Source organism: Dactylosporangium sp. NPDC049525, assembly GCF_040676755.1.
Taxonomy (GTDB): Bacteria; Actinomycetota; Actinomycetes; order Mycobacteriales; family Micromonosporaceae; genus Dactylosporangium.
In genome coordinates, this window is record NZ_JBFAPO010000002.1 from 358,357 (window position 1) to 374,713 (window position 16,357).

General features: G+C 74.9%; 15 protein-coding genes. 3 read left to right on the forward strand and 12 right to left on the reverse strand.

Annotated features, from left to right (window positions below):
• Positions 1 to 14 precede the first annotated feature (14 nt).
• Positions 15 to 947 (reverse strand): septum formation family protein, encoded by a 933-nt coding sequence (locus AB0K00_RS05970; protein WP_363516013.1) that lies wholly within the window; start codon positions 945 to 947, stop codon positions 15 to 17.
• A gap of 196 nt (positions 948 to 1,143) precedes the next feature.
• On the opposite strand from AB0K00_RS05970, the gene AB0K00_RS05975 reads away from it, so the two are divergent.
• Positions 1,144 to 3,288, forward strand: a complete 2,145-nt coding sequence (locus AB0K00_RS05975) for an MMPL family transporter (protein WP_363516016.1) — start codon at positions 1,144 to 1,146, stop codon at positions 3,286 to 3,288.
• On the opposite strand, the gene AB0K00_RS05980 is transcribed toward AB0K00_RS05975, so the two are convergent.
• A complete protein-coding gene (locus AB0K00_RS05980) occupies positions 3,264 to 4,100 on the reverse strand; it encodes an alpha/beta fold hydrolase (RefSeq protein WP_363516019.1) in 837 nt (278 codons plus the stop codon). The two genes, AB0K00_RS05975 and AB0K00_RS05980, sit on opposite strands and share 25 nt — an antisense overlap.
• A 35-nt stretch (positions 4,101 to 4,135) precedes the next feature.
• Positions 4,136 to 5,008: a LysR family transcriptional regulator gene (locus AB0K00_RS05985; RefSeq protein ID WP_363516022.1), complete on the reverse strand. Its 873-nt coding sequence runs from the start codon at positions 5,006 to 5,008 to the stop codon at positions 4,136 to 4,138.
• Between the two features lie 69 nt (positions 5,009 to 5,077).
• On the opposite strand from AB0K00_RS05985, the gene AB0K00_RS05990 reads away from it, so the two are divergent.
• Positions 5,078 to 5,971: an EamA family transporter gene (locus AB0K00_RS05990; protein ID WP_363516025.1), complete on the forward strand. Its 894-nt coding sequence runs from the start codon at positions 5,078 to 5,080 to the stop codon at positions 5,969 to 5,971.
• On the opposite strand, the gene AB0K00_RS05995 is transcribed toward AB0K00_RS05990, so the two are convergent.
• From AB0K00_RS05995 to AB0K00_RS06030, 8 genes are all read right to left on the reverse strand, one after another.
• Complete coding sequence (locus tag AB0K00_RS05995) at positions 5,961 to 7,247, reverse strand: hypothetical protein (protein ID WP_363516028.1); 1,287 nt, start codon at positions 7,245 to 7,247, stop codon at positions 5,961 to 5,963. The two genes, AB0K00_RS05990 and AB0K00_RS05995, sit on opposite strands and share 11 nt — an antisense overlap.
• Positions 7,244 to 8,356, reverse strand: a complete 1,113-nt coding sequence (locus AB0K00_RS06000) for a DUF3500 domain-containing protein (protein ID WP_363516031.1) — start codon at positions 8,354 to 8,356, stop codon at positions 7,244 to 7,246. The genes AB0K00_RS05995 and AB0K00_RS06000 overlap by 4 nt, the downstream gene beginning before the upstream one ends.
• A gap of 178 nt (positions 8,357 to 8,534) precedes the next feature.
• On the reverse strand, positions 8,535 to 9,944 hold the full coding sequence (locus tag AB0K00_RS06005) for a HAMP domain-containing sensor histidine kinase (RefSeq protein WP_363516033.1): 1,410 nt from the start codon (positions 9,942 to 9,944) through the stop codon (positions 8,535 to 8,537).
• Positions 9,941 to 10,639 (reverse strand): response regulator transcription factor, encoded by a 699-nt coding sequence (locus AB0K00_RS06010; protein ID WP_363516036.1) that lies wholly within the window; start codon positions 10,637 to 10,639, stop codon positions 9,941 to 9,943. Before AB0K00_RS06010 ends, AB0K00_RS06005 begins: the two co-directional genes overlap by 4 nt.
• A 39-nt stretch (positions 10,640 to 10,678) precedes the next feature.
• Positions 10,679 to 11,164, reverse strand: a complete 486-nt coding sequence (locus tag AB0K00_RS06015) for an FMN-binding protein (RefSeq protein WP_363516039.1) — start codon at positions 11,162 to 11,164, stop codon at positions 10,679 to 10,681.
• An 18-nt stretch (positions 11,165 to 11,182) separates the two neighbouring features.
• Positions 11,183 to 12,580 carry a ferredoxin reductase family protein gene (locus AB0K00_RS06020; protein WP_363516042.1) on the reverse strand — a complete coding sequence of 466 codons (1,398 nt, stop codon included), beginning with the start codon at positions 12,578 to 12,580 and terminating at the stop codon, positions 11,183 to 11,185.
• A 65-nt stretch (positions 12,581 to 12,645) separates the two neighbouring features.
• A complete protein-coding gene (locus AB0K00_RS06025; protein ID WP_363516045.1) occupies positions 12,646 to 14,004 on the reverse strand; it encodes an alpha/beta hydrolase domain-containing protein in 1,359 nt (452 codons plus the stop codon).
• 118 nt (positions 14,005 to 14,122) lie between these two features.
• Complete coding sequence (locus AB0K00_RS06030; RefSeq protein WP_363516048.1) at positions 14,123 to 14,812, reverse strand: alpha/beta hydrolase; 690 nt, start codon at positions 14,810 to 14,812, stop codon at positions 14,123 to 14,125.
• 419 nt (positions 14,813 to 15,231) lie between these two features.
• On the opposite strand from AB0K00_RS06030, the gene AB0K00_RS06035 reads away from it, so the two are divergent.
• Positions 15,232 to 15,897 carry a TetR/AcrR family transcriptional regulator gene (locus tag AB0K00_RS06035; protein WP_363516051.1) on the forward strand — a complete coding sequence of 222 codons (666 nt, stop codon included), beginning with the start codon at positions 15,232 to 15,234 and terminating at the stop codon, positions 15,895 to 15,897.
• Here AB0K00_RS06035 and AB0K00_RS06040 read toward each other — a convergent pair.
• A complete protein-coding gene (locus AB0K00_RS06040; protein ID WP_363516054.1) occupies positions 15,861 to 16,244 on the reverse strand; it encodes an STAS domain-containing protein in 384 nt (127 codons plus the stop codon). The two genes, AB0K00_RS06035 and AB0K00_RS06040, sit on opposite strands and share 37 nt — an antisense overlap.
• Between the last annotated feature and the right edge of the window lie 113 nt (positions 16,245 to 16,357).

The window sequence follows — 16,357 nt, forward strand, 5'->3', positions numbered from 1 at the left end:
GGGTCGCGGCCCGCTCAGATGGGTAGTGGCTTCTTGCCGAGTCCCTTGATCGTGCCGCGGGTCTTCTTGCCCGGGCCGGTCAGCACGAAGCAGCGCACGTGATGGTCGCCGGCGTCCCACTGGAACTTGTCGATGCCGTCCCAGGAGACCCCGAACTCGGTGCGGGCGTCGAACTGGGACTCGGTGAGGCCCACGAACTTGGCGCCGAGGGTCCAGCAGCGGTCCAGCGTCGACTTGCGCAGGACGTCGGCGGCGGGCATCGCGCCGCCGGCGGTGCCCACCTCCACGGTGCCGGCGAACTCGCCCTCGTGCGGCTGCGCGCAGTCGATCGGGGTCAGCGCGTTGAGCTTGTCCCACCAGCCGTCGGACGCTTTGGTGCCGTTGACCTCCATGCAGCGCATCGCCTTCGGCGCGTCCCCGGCCATCGCGCCCTTCAGCGATCCGGTGCTGAAGGACATGACGCCGTAGGCGCTGCTCAACGCGAAGGTCGAGCAGACGTAGGAGCGCAGGCCGCCGGTCCACGGTGTGCGGGTCGGCAGCTGCACGTTGACGCCGAGCATGCCGTCGTGCCATTCGCCGCCGACGTAGTCCTTGACCGCCGCGCCGCAGGCCGTGTACGCCGCCTGGAAGGCCTCGCTGCCGGGCGCCGGCGGCTCGGTCGCCTGCGCGGCGTTGCCCTCGACGGTGCCGATGAGGACGACCTCGAGGGTGTGCCCGCGGTCGCACTCGATGGGGTCGGCCCGCCCGAACACCGGGTCGAACGGGGTCTTCGACGGGCTGCTCAGGCACGTCCCGACGCTGGGCAGGTCGAACTTCGGCGCGCCGAGGGGCGTCCAGTCGTCGACCAGGTTGCCGTCGGTGCCGGCGGCGCGCAGGCCGCACCCGGACACCGCGAGCAGCATCCCGATGAGCACGGCAGCGATCGCCGGTCGGGCAGGCGTCATCATCGTCTCTCGTTCCCCCGTGAGCTCCACCGGACGGTGGAAGTCACGACTGTCTCCACCGCATCCCGCGTTGTCAATGGCCGTGATCCCGCGAGCGCGCAGCGTTGCGTCGATGCTTGCGTCGATGTGGGTGGGGCGGGTATCAAGAGGGCAGGAGAAGTTCGATCGTGGAACTATTCGGTCTTCGAGAGGTATGCGTGTGGGCACACGAGTGGCAGCCGCCGTCACCGGCCGGCTCGGCGCGGTCCTGATCCTGCTCGTCACCGCGGGGCTGACGGCGCTGGTCTTCCTGACCTCGCCCGCCCAGCCGGCCGCGGAGCCCGGCGACGGCCTGCCGGCGGGCAAACAGTCGACCAGGGTGACGGAGCTGGCCGACCGGTTCGCCAGCGGCCGCACCGAGGTCGCGGTCGTGGTGTACGAACGCCGCGACGCGCCCCTCACCGACGCCGACCGGGCGGCGGTCGAGCGGGCCCGCGCCGCGCTGGCCGGCACCGCCGCCGGCGGGCAGGTGCCACCGGCCGCGGTCGCCGACGACGGCCGGGCCGCGCTGCTCGCCGTCCCGCTCGGCGGCACCGGCGACGCCCTGTCGTCCACCGTGGACCGCCTGCGCGAGGTCGTGCGGGCCGGGCTGCCGGAAGGGCTGCGCGCGCAGGTGACCGGCGGGCCCGCGTTCGGGCGCGACATCGCCGCCGCGTTCGACGGCGCCGACGTCACGCTGCTGCTGGCCACCGCCGGCATCGTGGCGGTGCTGCTGCTCATCACGTATCGCAGCCCGCTGCTGTGGATCGTCCCGCTGGTGGTCATCGGCGCCGGCGACCAGGTGGTGGCGAAGCTGCTGCCGTGGGTCGCGGGGCTGGTCGGCGAGCGCACCGACGCCTCGGTCAGTGGCATCGTGTCCGTGCTGGTCTTCGGCGCCGGCACCGACTATGCGTTGCTGCTGATCTCGCGGTACCGCGAAGAACTGCGCCGCACGCCGGACCGCCGGGAGGCGATGGCGATGGCGCTGCGCAGCGCGGCGCCGGCGGTCGTGGCCAGCGCCGGGACCGTGATCCTCGCCCTGCTCACCCTGCTCGCGGCGGTGCTCACGGCCAACCGGACCCTCGGCGTCGCCGCCGCGATCGGCGTCGGCGTGGCGCTGCTGTTCGGGCTCGTGGTGCTGCCGGCCGCGCTGGTCAGCCTCCCGCGCGGGATCTTCTGGCCGTTCGTGCCGCGCCTCGGCGAGCCGGACCCGACGACCCGGGGGCTGTGGTCCCGGGTCGCGCACGGCGTCGGGCGGCACCCGGCCCGGGTCCTCGCCGGCGCGGCGGTCGTCCTCGCCGTCCTCGCCACCGGCCTGCTCGGCACGTCGATCGGGCTGGCGCAGACCGAGCAGTTCCGGACCAAGGTCGAGTCCGTCACCGCGCAGGAGGCCCTGGCCCGGCACTTCCCGGCCGGGTCGTCGCAGCCGGTGACCGTCATCGTCGCCGCCGGCGCCACCGACCAGGCCGTGGCGGCGGTCCGGGGCCTCGACGGCGTCGCCGCGGTCGCCCGGCCCGAACGCTCCGACGACGGCACGCTCGGCAAGCTCCGCGTCGACCTGCGGGCCGCGTCCGGCACCGCCGCCGCGGACGACACGGTGCGCCGGCTCCGGTCGACCCTCGCCGGCCTCGCCGGCCTCGCCGGCAGCGACGCGCTGGTCGGCGGGGCGCCCGCCGCGGACCTGGACAAGCGTGACGCGTACACCCGCGACAACCGGGTCGTCGTCCCGCTGGTGCTGCTCGTCGTGCTGCTCGTGCTGGTGCTGCTGCTGCGCTCCGTCGTGGCGCCGCTGCTGCTCCTGCTCACCGTCATCGTCAGCTTCGCCGCGAGCGTCGGCGCCGCGAGCCTGGTGCTGCGGCACGGGCTCGGCATCCCGGCGCTGGACGCGGGCGTGCCGCTGCTGAGCTTCCTGTTCCTCGTGGCGCTCGGCGTCGACTACAACATCTTCCTCGTCACCCGGGCACGGGAGGAGGCGGCGGCGCGCGGCGACACCCGCGCCGGGGTGATCCGCGCGCTCGGCGCCACGGGTGGTGTCATCACGTCCGCGGGCATCCTGCTCGCCGCGGTCTTCACGGTGCTGGGGGTGCTGCCGGTCATCGTGCTGACGCAGATCGGGGTCATCGTCGGCGTCGGCGTCGTGCTGGACACCCTCGTCGTGCGGACCGTCGTCGTGCCGGCGATCGCGCTGCTGCTCGGCGAGCGGTTCTGGTGGCCCGCCCGGCCCGCCGTCAGGTGCGCCCGCGGACGACGGTGGGCGGCACGCTGCGACGGGGTCGCCGGGGCGGCACGCCGGGTGAGGCGTCAGCCGTCGTACAGGTCGCGGTAGCGCTCGTTCAGCGCGCTCGCGTGCGCGCCGATGACGTTGTGGGCGTGGCCCTCACCCTCCGGCAGGACGTGGTGGGTGAAGGTCGCGCCGGCCGCCGCGGCCAGCCACGCCGGCACCGCCTCGGCCCGGGCCGCGTCCACGACCGTGTCGCCCGGCGACGTGACGACCGCCACGTGCCGCAGCGCACCGGTCACCGGCGCCGCCGGGAGGTTCGCCGCGACCCGCAGGTACTGGGCGACGGCCGTGAACGAGTAGCCGCGCTCGTTGACCCGGTCCGGGGGCAGGCGCAGCCCGTACAGCACCGTCGCCGCCCGCAGGAGCGCCGGCGGCACCCGCCCCGCGTGCGGCGCGAACAGCGGCGTGATCAGCAGCAGGCGCGCGACCCGGTCGCCGCGGTGGGCGCCGAGCCACGTCGCCAGGGCCGCGCCGGCGGAGACCCCGACGACCCCGACCTCCTCACCGAGGGCGGCCGCCACGTCGAGGGCGTCGCCGGCGTACCGCAGCAGCTGCGCCGCCGTGAACCCCTGGTGAGCACCCGGTTCGCCGGGATCGTGCCGTGGGGCTCGCGGGGCGTACACGGTGCAACCCCGCTCGAAGAACAGCTCGGCGAGCCCGGCGACCTGCCCGGGGCCGTGCGTGTAGCCGTGCAGCATCAGCACCGCCCGGGCGGTGCGACGCCCGTGGGTGCGCAGCAGCGCGCCGTGCCCGTCGGCTTCGGCCACGGCCTCGTCATACGTGAGGACCCGCGCCGGCGCATCTTGGAGCCGCCGCCGGCGCAACGGCCACCCGCCGCCGGGGGTGAAGCGCTGCATCCGTCATCCTCCGCAAGCTGTCGAGGGGTACACCGTCAGCGCCTGACGACGTCGTGGGCGAGGCGGAGCAGGTCCGGGACCGCGGGGTGGGTGACCGGCTCGCGCCAGGCGAGGATCACGTCGACGGGTGGGGCGTCGGTGAGCGGCACGTAGCGCACCGCCGGGTTCGGGTGCATCGCGGCGGTCCCGGCGGTGGTCACCCCGACCGCGTCGCCGGCGATGATGACCGACAGCCAGTCGTCGGTGTTCTTCACGGGCACGACCTGGGACGGCGCCGCGCCCGGCGGCCACAGCGCGAGGGTGGTGCTGCCGGTCACCGTGTTCAGCGCGACGGGGCGCGAGGCGAGGTCGGCGAGGGTCAGCTCGGCCCGTCCGGCCAGGGGGCTGTCGTCGGCGACGGCGGCGAGGCGCGGCTCCCGCATCAGGTGGGCCACGGTGACGCCGGGCACGCCGCGCACCCCGGGCTCGCCGGCCGGTCCGCGCAGGACGGCGACGTCGACCGCGCCGGAGGCGAGCCCCGCGCTGCGCTCGTCGAGGCGGAGCACCTCCAGCACCGTCTCGGGGTGCGCCCGCTTCCACCGCCGCTGCAGGGAGGTGGTGTACGCCCCGAGCGCCGACCACGCGTGCCCCAGCCGGACCGGGAGCCCCCGGAACCGGTCCGGGTCCAGGGCGTGCTCGACGGCGGCGAGCGCGGCGGCCGCGTTGCGCCGGAACTCGTGGCCCGCCGGGGTCAGCGCCAGGTGGTGGGTGGACCGGTCGACCAGCCGCACCCCGAGGTGCGCCTCGAGCTGCTGCAGGGTGCGGGTCAGCGCCGGCTGCGTCAGGTGCAGCCGGGCCGCCGCGCGGGTGAGGTTGCCCTCCTCCGCGATGGCGAGGAACCCTCTGAGGTGCCGCAGCTCGATGGTCATGCGTGTGCAGCATAACCAGCGGCGAAGCGGCATTTCACAAGATCCGCCGCGGTGCATAGCGTCGTGCGGGTGACCGACGTCCTGACCGTGCCCGCACCGATCGACACGCCCGCCGAAGGCCGCACCGGCGGGGTGTGGCGGGTCCTCGCGTCCCAGACGTCGGTCCACAGTGGAGCGGCGGTCGCCACCACGCTCTTCCCGCTCGCCGGGGCGGCCGGGGTCGTCTCGCTGCGGCTGGTCATCGGCGCCGCACTCCTCGTGGCGGTCGGGCGGCCGAGGCTGCGCGGGTACACCCGCCGCCAGTGGATCCTCGTCGGCGTCTTCGGCGCGGTCCTCGCCGGGATGAACCTGGCGTTCTACGTCGCCATCGCGCGCATGCCGATCGGCCCGGTCGTCACCCTGGAGGTGCTGGGGCCGCTGACCCTGTCGGTGGTCACCGCCCGCCGCCGGGTCGCGTGGCTGTGGGCACTGCTCGCGCTCGCCGGGGTCGTGCTGCTCGGCGGCGGCGGCTTCGACCAGCTCGACCCGCTCGGCGTCGGCTGCGCGTTCCTGGCCGGCACGGCGTGGGCCGGTTACATCATGCTGTCGGCGCGGGCCGGCGCGAACTTCCCGAAGCGGGACGGGCTCACCCTCGCCATGCTGGTCGCGGCGCTCCTCGCCCTGCCCGCCGGCATTCTCGACGCGGGCGGCGCGCTGCTCGAACCGAAAGTCCTCGCGCTCGGCGCGACGGTCGCGGTGCTGTCGTCGGTGCTGCCGTACACGTTCGAGCTGGCCGCGCTGCGGCGCCTGCCGACGTCGACGTTCGCGGTGCTGATGAGCCTCGGCCCGGCGATCGCGGCCCTCGCCGGTTTCGTGATCCTGGGCCAGGACCTGCACCCGGCGCAGATCGCGGCGATCGGGCTCGTCGTGGCCGCCAGCGCCGGCGTCGTGCTGTGGAAGGACCGGCCCGCGCTCATCGCGTGAGGTGCGCCATGCCGGTCACCGCCATCGTCACGCCGAGCGCCGTCACCACCGCCGCGGACACCGCCGGCACCCAGCGCGCGAGCCGGCCGGTCGCCCGGCCCCGGAAGCGTTCCAGGGTCGTCCGGGCGCTGACGAGGAGCAGGCCGGACCCGACCAGGACGGCGGCGAGCCCGGCGCTGAACGCCGCGATCATCCCGAGGCCGAGCGCGGTGCGGTTGAGGCCGATCGCGAGGAGCAGCACGCTCAGGGCCTCGGGGCACGGGATGATGCCGCCGGTGACGCCCATCAGCGCGCCGCCCGGCTCGTGGTGGTGCGGGTGGTCGTGTGGGTGACCGCGGCGGCGGAGCAGGAGCCGCGCGCCGAGGACGACCACGACGGCACCCGCGGCGACCTCCAGGACCGGCACCACGACCCCGGGCGCGATGAACCGGCCGGCCGCGAGGACCGCCACCCCGAGCGCGATCACCGCGGCCGTGTGCGAGACCGTGATGACCGCGCCGAGGCCGATCGCCTGCCGTGGCGTGCCGCGGGTCCCCACCAGGTGCGCGGCGAGCAGCGCCTTGCCGTGCCCGGGGGTCAGCGCGTGCAGGGCGCCGAGCAGCGCGCACGTGGCCAGCAGCGCGACCAGGGCCCACGGCGAGCTCAACGGCTCGCGCAACGCCCGCAGCAGCCCCGATCCGCCGCCTGCCGCAGGGGTACGGGCCGCCGCGGGTGCCCGTGCCACGGCCGGCTCGGCGAGGGTGACGGTGATCGTGCGTCCGCCGGCGGCGCGGCTGATCGTGTCGATGCCGGCCGGGTCGGTGGGCGCGACGAGCACGTCCTGCTGCACCGTGGAGCGGCCCGGGTCGAACGCGTCGTGGAACTCGATGCTGCGGGCGCCGGCCGGCAGCGGCGCGGTGAGGGTGATGGTCACGGCGCCGCCCGCCGCGGCGAGCAGCTGGTACGGCGCCACGGTGTGCCCGGTGACGGTGAGCGGCACCGTCGCGCCGTCGACGCGCAGCGTGAGCGCCGAGGCGACGCCGGCCACGAACCACGCCTCCTCCTGCGCGCTGATCGCCCGGTTCCGGCCGGTGTCGACGTCCGCGGCGAACGCCGGCGCGACGAGGACCCTGGGGGTCAGGTCCAGCTCGACGGTGAGGCCCGACGTCGTCGGGGTCAGGTACGCCTGCTGGATGACCTCGTCGGTCGGGTGCGCGGCGGCCGGCCCGGCGAGCAGCACGGCGCCGGCCGCGAACCCGCCGAGGACGGCCGCCACCGCCCTGCGCCGGCGCGTCACGAGCTGAGACCGGCGCCGTAGTCGTTGCCGGGCTCGCGGTAGATCGCGTGGATGTGGGTGATCCCGCCGGCGTTGGCGCCCTGCCCCTGCTGGTGCGCGAACTCGATGGTGAAGGTCGGGCCCTGCACCCGGTAGTAGATCGGCCGGCCGATGGTGGTCGCCCCGTGCCAGGCGAACGTGACCGAGCCGAGGTCCTGCTCGACGGCGGCGAGCTTGGCGGCGGCCTGCCCCGGGTTCAGCGGGGTGATCCACTCGTCGACCAGGGCGAGCAGCAGCTGCCGCTGCGCGCCGGTGAACGTCGAGGCCTTGACGCCTTCGGCGGCGAGGGTCTTGCCGTCCTGGCCGGCGCCGAGCGCGATCTCCTTGACCGGCGCGGTGAGGATCGCGGCCCGCTGCTGGGTCGCGTCGAGCGCGCCGATGAGCGCGAACGCCTTCCGGGTCTCGCCGCACAACGGCTCCGCGCTGGTGCCGCCTGCGGTGTACGAGGCCGGCTGGGCGCCCCACAGTGTCGGCGCCAGGGTCATCGCCGCGCCCGCCACGGTGACGTTGACCGCCAGGTGGTGCCCGCCGTACTGGACCGTCCACCTGCCGGTGGCGGCAGGCGCGCCGACGACCCGGATCCAGGAGTGGTCGGCGGTCGAGATCTGGGTGACCTGCTGGTAGCCCTCGTCGCTGAGCGCCGCCTTCAGCACGTTCTGGGCGGCCGCCCGCTGCGCCGCGCTCAGCTTGTCCAGGCGCAGCCCGGCCCGCTTGAACAGTTGGTCGGGCAGGTTCGACCACAGTGACAGGTTCTCCTGAGTGCGCTCGGCCTGCACCGCGGTCTTCTGGGTCGCGTCGAGCATGCCGAGGAACGCCTGCGTCGCGGTGAGGGTCGCGGCGGCCGCGTCCGGGCCCGCGGCGGCGGCCGGCGGGGTGGCGCACGTGCTCGCCGCCGAGGACGGCGCCGCGCCGCTCGAAGCTGCGGTGGCGGTGGCGGTGGCGGTGGCGGTGGCGGTGGCGGTGGCGGTGGCCGGGGCGGCGGTGCCGGTCGGGCCGTCGTCGCCGGACGAGCAGCCGGCGGCGAGCGCGAGGAGCAACCCGGCGGCGATCCCGGGCGCGGCGCGGCGCATCCGACACATCCGGCGCGTCCGGCGAGGACTGGGTTGGCGCAGCAACACGGTCAAAGCTCCTGATCGCGACATTACCGCTCTTTTCCGGACACGGTAGCAGCGGGCGGCGGTGGACCGCCCGGAACGCGCCGGGGCGCCGCGGTGCTTGGCCGGGCTTGGCCGGGCTTGGCCGGCTTGGTCAGGCGGACGGCAGCCGGATGGTGATGACGGTCCCGACGGGGTCGTTCGGGCCGGCGGTCACCGCGCCGCCGTGCTGGGCGGCGGTCTGCGCGACGATCGCCAGGCCGAGACCGGAGCCCGGCATGCCGCGCGCGGCGACGGCCCGGTAGAAACGGTCGAAGACGTGCGGCAGGTCGTCGGCGTCGATGCCCGGCCCGGCGTCGGTGACCACCAGCCGGGCCCAGCCGGCCCCGTCGGGGGACAGCGCGGTGTGCACGACGCCGCCCGGCGGGCTCCACTTCGCGGCGTTGTCCAGGACGTTGACGAGCATCCGCTCCAGCTCGTTCGGCCGGCCGTGCACGGTGACGGGCCGCAGGTCGGTGGTGAACGTGACCGCCGGGACGCGGATGCGGACCCGGTCGACCGCGGCGTCGACGACGTCGGTCAGCTCGACGTCCTCGGCCGGCTCCCGGGTGGTCTCCTCCCGGGCCAGCTCGACCAGCTCGGTGGTGAGCGCGGCCAGCTCGCCGACCTGGGCGTCGAGGTCCCGCAGCAGTTTCGCCCGCTCCTCCGGCGGCAGGCGGTGCGCCAGCTCCGGCTGCCGCTCCACCGCCAGCAGCAGCTCGATGTTGGTCCGGATGCTGGTCAGCGGGGTCCGCAGCTCGTGGCTGGCGTCCTCGACGAGGGTCCGCTGCGACTGGCGGGCGGCGCCGATCGCGGCGAGCATCGTGTTGACGGACTGGCCGAGGCGGGCGATCTCGTCGACGCCGTGGATCGGGACCGGCCGGTTCAGGTCCATGGTGACCGCGACGTCCTCGACCGCCTTCGTCAGGTGCTGCACCGGCACCAGTCCGGCGCGGGCGACGGTGCGGCCGAGCGCGGCGGCGCCGCCGATGCCGAGGATGCAGCCCGCGGCCATGAGCAGCCCGAAGACGGTCAGGGTCCGGTGCGCCGGGCTCTGGTCGACCGCCACCTGCACCGCACCGCCGCCGCGGACCGCCGGGACGGTGAGCATCAGGTAGCTGCGCCCGTCGAGGTACACCTCCTCCTGCTGCCGCAGCGTCTGGCCGGACGCGACCCGCCGGGCCCCCTCGGTGACGGGAAGCCCGTTCGTGGAGCCGGCGGCGACGGTGGCGTCCCGGCCGAGGACCTGCCAGCGGGGGCCGATGTCGCGCCAGTGCCGCGGGTCGCGGCGGGGGCCACCAGGGCCCGGCGGCGGGCCGTCGCGCCACTGGTCCGGCTGCGCGGCGATGGACCGCGCGTCGGCGTCCAGCTGCGACTGCAGCTGCTGGCGCTGGATCTGGAAGACCGCCGCGAACGCGATCCCGGCGACGGTCAGCACCGCCGCCGCGACCGCCCCGGTCACCAGCAGCGACAGCCGGTCGTGCAGGGTGCGCCGGCGCCACCACCGCGCGAACAGCCGCCTCACAGCGGCTCCTCGCGCAGGACGAAACCGACGCCGCGCACCGTGTGGAGCAGCCGGGGACTGCCGTCGGCCTCCAGCTTGCGGCGCAGGTAACCGAGGTACACGTGGATGCTGTTGGACGCCTCGCCGAAGTCGTAACCCCACACGAGCTCGAAGAGCACCCCGCGGGTCAGCACCTGCCGCGGGTGGCGCAGGAAGACCTCGAGGATGGCGAACTCGGTGCGGGTCAGCCGCAGCGGGTGCTCGCCCCGCCACACCTCCCGGGTCGCCGGGTCCAGCCGCAGGTCGGCGAACGCGAGGGTCTCCGGCGCGCCGGGTGCCGGTGCGGGCGCGGCGAGCAGCGAGCGGCGCAGCAGCGCCCGGATCCTGGCGAGGAGCTCCTGCAGCGCGAACGGCTTGACCAGGTAGTCGTCGGCGCCTGCGTCGAGCCCGGCGACCCGGTCGCCGACGCTGTCGCGGGCGGTGAGCATCAGCACCGGCACGAGCAGGCCCTCACCCCGCAGCCGCCGGCACGCCTGGAGCCCGTCCATCCTCGGCATGCTCACGTCGAGAATCATGGCGTCGGGCTCGTCGGCGCGCGCGGCGTCCACGGCCTCCTGCCCGTCGCGGGCGGTGTCGACCTGGTACCCCTCGAACCGCAGCGTCCGCGCGAGGGAGTCCCGCACGGCGGCGTCGTCGTCCACGACCAGGATTCGCATCTGCCAGCTATACCCCATGGCGACCGCGACCGCGCCGGGTCATGAGATGTGGGCGGCGTCGAGGGCGGCTTGCAGCGACGTCTTGTAGCCCTCACTGGTGACCGTGGCACCGGAGACGGTGTCGATGTCGGCGCTCTGCGCGGCCAGGGTCTCCCGGGTCAGGATCGGCAGGGCACGGGCGTTGATCTGCCGGTCCCGGCCGTTGGTGTCCGGGTAGACCGGCACGGTCACGCCGGTGATCTTCCCGCCGGCGACGGTGATGGTGACCTGCACGTCACCCCAGCGGGTCGACGCGACCGAACCGTTGTAGGCGGTCCCGCCCGCGGTGCTCCCGCCCGCGGTGCTCCCGCCCGCGGTGCTCCCGCCGGCGGTGTTCCCGCCAGCAGTGTTCCCGCCGGTGGACGAGCCGGGGCCGGTGGCGGTCGCGGTGGACGGGGTGCCGGCGCCCATGGTGCTGGTGCGGTAGCTGAACAGCAGCACCACCGCGGTCAGGGTCGACAGCAGCCACAAGGTGATCCGTCGCAACGGGGCGGTCCTCTCCGGTTACCAGGCGAACTGTTCGGTGTGCACGCGCCGCGCCGGGACGCCGGCGCCACGCGCGGCGGCACGGGCCGCCTCCGTCCACGCGTCCGGGCCGCAGACGTAGACCTGCGCGTCGGCGATCCGCGGCGCGAGCCGGCGCAGCGCGGTGACGTCGCCGTTCCCGGCGCCGACCAAGTCCCGCGGCAGCCACGACGGGCGGTCGGCGCGCGGGCCGTGCAGGTGGACGACCCGCACGCCACGCTGCCGGGCCAGCCAGTCCAGCTCGTCGCGGAACGCGACCTCCGCCGCGCTGCGCGACCGGTAGACCAGCGTGGCCTCGCCGTAGCCGTAGGGCAGCTCGCCGAGCAGCGCCAGCAGCGGCGTCACGCCGATGCCGCAGGCCAGCATGACGACGGGGCCGCCGGTGTACGTCTCGCCGGTGAGCCGCCCGTACGGGCCCTCGACGATCGCCCGGGTGCCGGGAGCCAGGGCGGCGACGCGGGCACTGCCGTCGCCGAGATCCTTCACGGTGATGCGCAGGATCCCGGTGTGCGGGGTCGCGGACAGCGAGAACGGGTGCGACCGGGTCCAGCCGGGCCCGTCCAGGAACCGCCACTGCAGGAACTGCCCGGCCCGCACCGGCAGCTCGTCGAGGTGCCGCCCGGTCAGGTACACCGACGTCAGCCCCGGCCCCTCCGGCACGACGTGGCTGACGGTCAGCCGGTGCCGGGCGTTGCGCCACACCGGCAGCCCGAGCCGGTAGACCAGCACCGCGCCGGCCGACGTGGCGTAGAGGGTCCACCAGTACACCCTGGACAGCGGCGAGTCGATGAAGTCCGCGCCGGTCCAGAGCTGGTGCGGCAGCGCGAGTCCCACGCCGAGGTAGGCATACAGGTGCAGCAGGTGCCACGACTCGTAGCGCAGGCGGCGCCGGGCGGCCCGCATCGAGGTGACCGCGACCACGACCAGCAGGACCGTCCCGGCGGTGGCCAGCAGCATTCCGGGGTAGTCGACCACCATCTCCCACAACTCGGCGACGGCGTTCGCGTCCGCCGCGGCCGCGTAGCCGAGCGTGATGAGCAGGATGTGCGCCAGCGTCAGGTGCAGCGAGCTGAACCCGGTCCACCGGTGCCAGCGCGCCAGCCGGTCCTGGCCGAACGCCCGCTCGACGAGGGGGATCCGCGCCATCAGCAGCACCTGGAGCAGCAGCAGGTCCGAGCCGAGCAGGCCGGTGAGCCGCCCGGCCGCCGACACCGCGCCGGCGCCGCCGTCGATGACCTGCTGCGCGCCGCCGTTACCGACCCACAACGCGGTGACGACGAGCAGGCTCACCGCCGCGGCGGCGCTGGCGGCGTCCGCCCACCAGAACGGCGTGCCGGCGGCCCGCTTCGTCGCCGCCGGCGCCGCTGTCGTCGTCATGCCCTAACGATCGGGCCGCCACGTGAAAGGACCGTCGGGCGACGCTAAAGGTTTCATAAGAACCGTCAGCCCATCAGGTTCTGCCAGGCGTCGGCGGGCTGCAGGTACCCGGCGCGGACGTTCGCCAGGTCCGCGAGGACGACCTTGGCGAGGTAGCCGGTGCGGAGCGGGTAGAGCCGCTCCAGCGTCGCGGCGTCGAACGGCTGGTGCGTGCCGAACAGGCGGCAGAACGTCTCGCCGGTGTTGTCCCCGGTGTTCAGCGCCGTCGGCACCGACACCTGCGACAGCCGGATCCCGCCGGCGGCGAGGCCGAGCGCGTCGCGGGTCTTCGTGCCGTCGGCGTTGAACAGCAGCGGCGGCGCGACCGGCGGCGGCGTGCCCCGCCGCACCCAGCGCACCAGGTGCTCGTACGCGGCGGCCACCACGTGGTCCAGCGGGACCCGGCTGAACGGCGGCGAGCCACACGTGTACTGCGGGGCCGCGCCCAGGTCCCGCACCGAGATCGGCGCCCGGTACTGCTGGCCCCGCCACCCGGAGTGCGCGGCGCCGGCGACCTCCCACCGGCGGAACCCGTCGGTGTCGGCGGGCCGCTGCGGGGTCCGCACGTCGGTCTCCGACAGCACCTGGAACACCGGCTCGGCCCCGGCGCGGGTCGGCGCGGTGCCGACGACGAACGCGTACCCGTCGAAGACCGGCGCCACCTTCGGCAGGATGCTCTGGTAGTAGACGGTCATCCGGGCCGCGGACTGGGACGCGCCGACGGCCAGGGTCGTGCGGACCCGCAGCCCGCCCATCGCCGCGCGGGTGACGGCCGCGGCGGACTGGGCGTAGATGTCGTAGGACAGCTCGTCGGCCGGGAACCGCCCGCCGCCGGTCACGTCCAGGTCGCCGTACCGGGCCGGGCTCCAGCCACGCAGCTGGTCCACGCCGACCCGCTGCGCGGACACCCCGATCCACGCGTGCCCGGCGCGGGTGATCGCGTCGGCGTCCCAGAGCGCGTCGAGGTCGTAGCCGGCGGTCACGTTCTGCCACTCGACCAGGGCGGTGCCGCTGAACCGCACCTGGTGCGCCGGGCGGCGGACCACGACCCGGGTCCGGAACGGCACGGCGGTCGCGACCTGGTTGCCGGCGGTGTCGTACGCGTCGGCGGCGCCGGAGACGACGAACTCCTGCTCGACGTAGCCCGCGGCGGCGAGGTCGTCGGTGGTGGAGAAGAACGGGTAGGTGTCGCGCACGTCCGGCGAGCGCGGGTCGCCGGGGACGGTGCCGGGCAGCGGGCCAATCACCGTCGCCCGGGCCACCGGTGTCCTGACCGGCTCGGCCGCCGCGGCGGGCCCGGTCGCGGCGGCGGGCCCAGCTGCGGCGGCAAGGCCAAGGACCATCGTGACGGCGACTGCGAGGCGCGCCGATGCATAGGGTGCCATGAATGCCACCTTGGCCCGGCCACCGGCCGCCGGCATCGGTGGAATCGCCGGTGTACCCCCGAACGCGGGCGTTGAGATCGGCTCTTGTCGAGATCGACGGCGGAGCCTGGTGCGCGGGTCAGCCCGACAGCAGCGCCTCGACGGCCCGGTGCGTCGCCTCGGGCGCGTGCACGTGCGGCCAGTGCCCCACGCCGGTGATCTCGACCCGGCGCACCGCGGCCGGCAGCCGGTCCAGCCGTACGGGGATGTTGGCCCGCACGCACACCGCCGGCACGGCCAGGGCCCGCAGCCGGCTGGTGCTGTCGTAGGTGAACGTCCCGCCGACGACGGCCCGCACGACGTGCGCCGGCACCCGGTCCAGCCTGGCGAGCACCTCGGCCCGCCAGGCCGACCCGTCTGCCTCGCGGAACGTCGTCCGGAAGAACCGCCGCAGCAGCGGCTTGCGCAGCGGGGTCCGCAACAACGCCAGGGGCAGCCGGGCCAGGACCCGTGCCAGCGGCGGCAACAGCAGCGGCACGTCGAGCAGCACCAGCCCGGCGATGAGCTCCGGCCGCTGTACGGCGAGGGAGAGGGCGACGAGGCCGCCGTGACTGTGCCCGACGACGACACACGGTGCGTCGCCTTGGCCTTCAAGGAGCGCGGCCAGCTGCCGGGCCTGCCCGTCGACGCTGAGATCCCCACCGGTGAACGGCTCCACGGCAACGACCCGCCGCCGCGCCGGACCACCCGGCGCGTCACCCGGCCGGCCTCCGCCGAACCATGCGACCTGCGCGCTGAACTCGTCCCCGCTGCCGGCAAGCCCCGGCACCAGCACGATCGCGGCGAGCCCCTGGTCCTGATCCTGGTGCGGCGCCTGGACGTGGTGCGGTTCCTGGTCATGGTCGGCTCTTGGGCATGGCGGGGCTCCTGGTCATGGCGCCGCGCACCTGAGTACAACTCCATGCAACTCAGTATAGGTTCACTATATCGAGTAGAGTGTGTCGCTATTGCGTCACCGTTGTGGCAGGGCTTGGCGTGGTCGCGGCAGGAGGAGGCGCAGCTGAAGCTGAGTGGGCGCCGGCATGATCGCGGCGCGGCGCTCGTTGCGGTGCGGCGCTCGTTGCGGTGCGGCCCTCGTTGCGGCGCGGCCCTCGTCGTGTGGCGCGGTCCTCGTCGCGGCGCGGCGCAGCTGATTACAGCGCCATGCAACTCGGTGGAGGTTTGCTCTACCGAGTAGAGTGCGCCTGCATGACGTCACCGTTGCGGCAGGAGCATGCGCAGTTGACTCGGCGGCGGGTCATGGATGCCGCGTATACGTTGCTGCTCGACGGCGGGTATGCCGGCACCACCGTCACCGCCGTCGCGCGGCGGGCTGGGGTTGCGGTGCCCACGGTGTACAAGGCGTTCGGCTCCAAGCCCGCGCTCGTCAAGCAGGTCTACGACCGGGTCCTCGCCGGCGACGACGACGCCGTGCCCATCGGTGAGCGGGTGACCGCCAGGCGCCTGCTCGCCGAGCGTGACCCGCGGCGGGCAATCACCCTGTACGCGGTGCTGGTCACCGACCTCGCCACCCGGACCGGGCCGCTGCTGGCGGTGCTGCTCGGCGCGCAGTCCACTGACGCGCACCTGGACGAGTTCGTCGCCACGATCGAGCGTGAACGGCGGGAGGGCAACGAGCGCTTCGCCGCCCACCTCGCCTCGACCGGCGGGCTTGCCGTCGCCGAGGACCGGGCCGTGGACCTGCTGTGGCTGTTCACCGCGCCCGACGTCCACCATCGCCTGGTGACGCAACGGCGCTGGCACAGGGATGCGTTCGCGGCGTGGCTCACCGAGACGCTCCACACGCAGCTGCTCGGCGCCGGGGCCGACCCCGGCGGTCAGGGCGCGGCGAGGGCGTCCTCGACGCTGGCGTAGCCGGGGAGGATGCGGTCGAGGTTGGTGATGTGCAGGACGTTGTCGACCATGGGGCGGGTGCCGGTCAGGCGGAGCCAGCCGCCCGTGGCGGCGAGGTCGGCCCTGATCCGGACGAACAGGTTGAGGCCGCTGGAGTCGCACATCGGCACGCCGGACAGGTCGAGCACGACCCGGCCGGCCGGGCGGCCGGCCAGCTGAGCCAGGGCGTCGGAGAGCGGGGCGAGGGTGTCGTAGAAGACCTTGCCGCGCACGGCGACGACGGCGGCGCCGTCGCGCTCGCCGATGTCGACGGTGACGCGCTCATCGGTGAGGCGACGGGACTCGTCGCGGTCCAGGGAGAACTCCACGACCCGAGCGTAGCGGGACCACCGGGCCGCCGCAGGAGGGTCGTTTCCGGTGCGGCGCGGATGGGAATCCGTTACACCGGTTGCGGGTGGCACGCGCGCGGCCGGTGTGACAG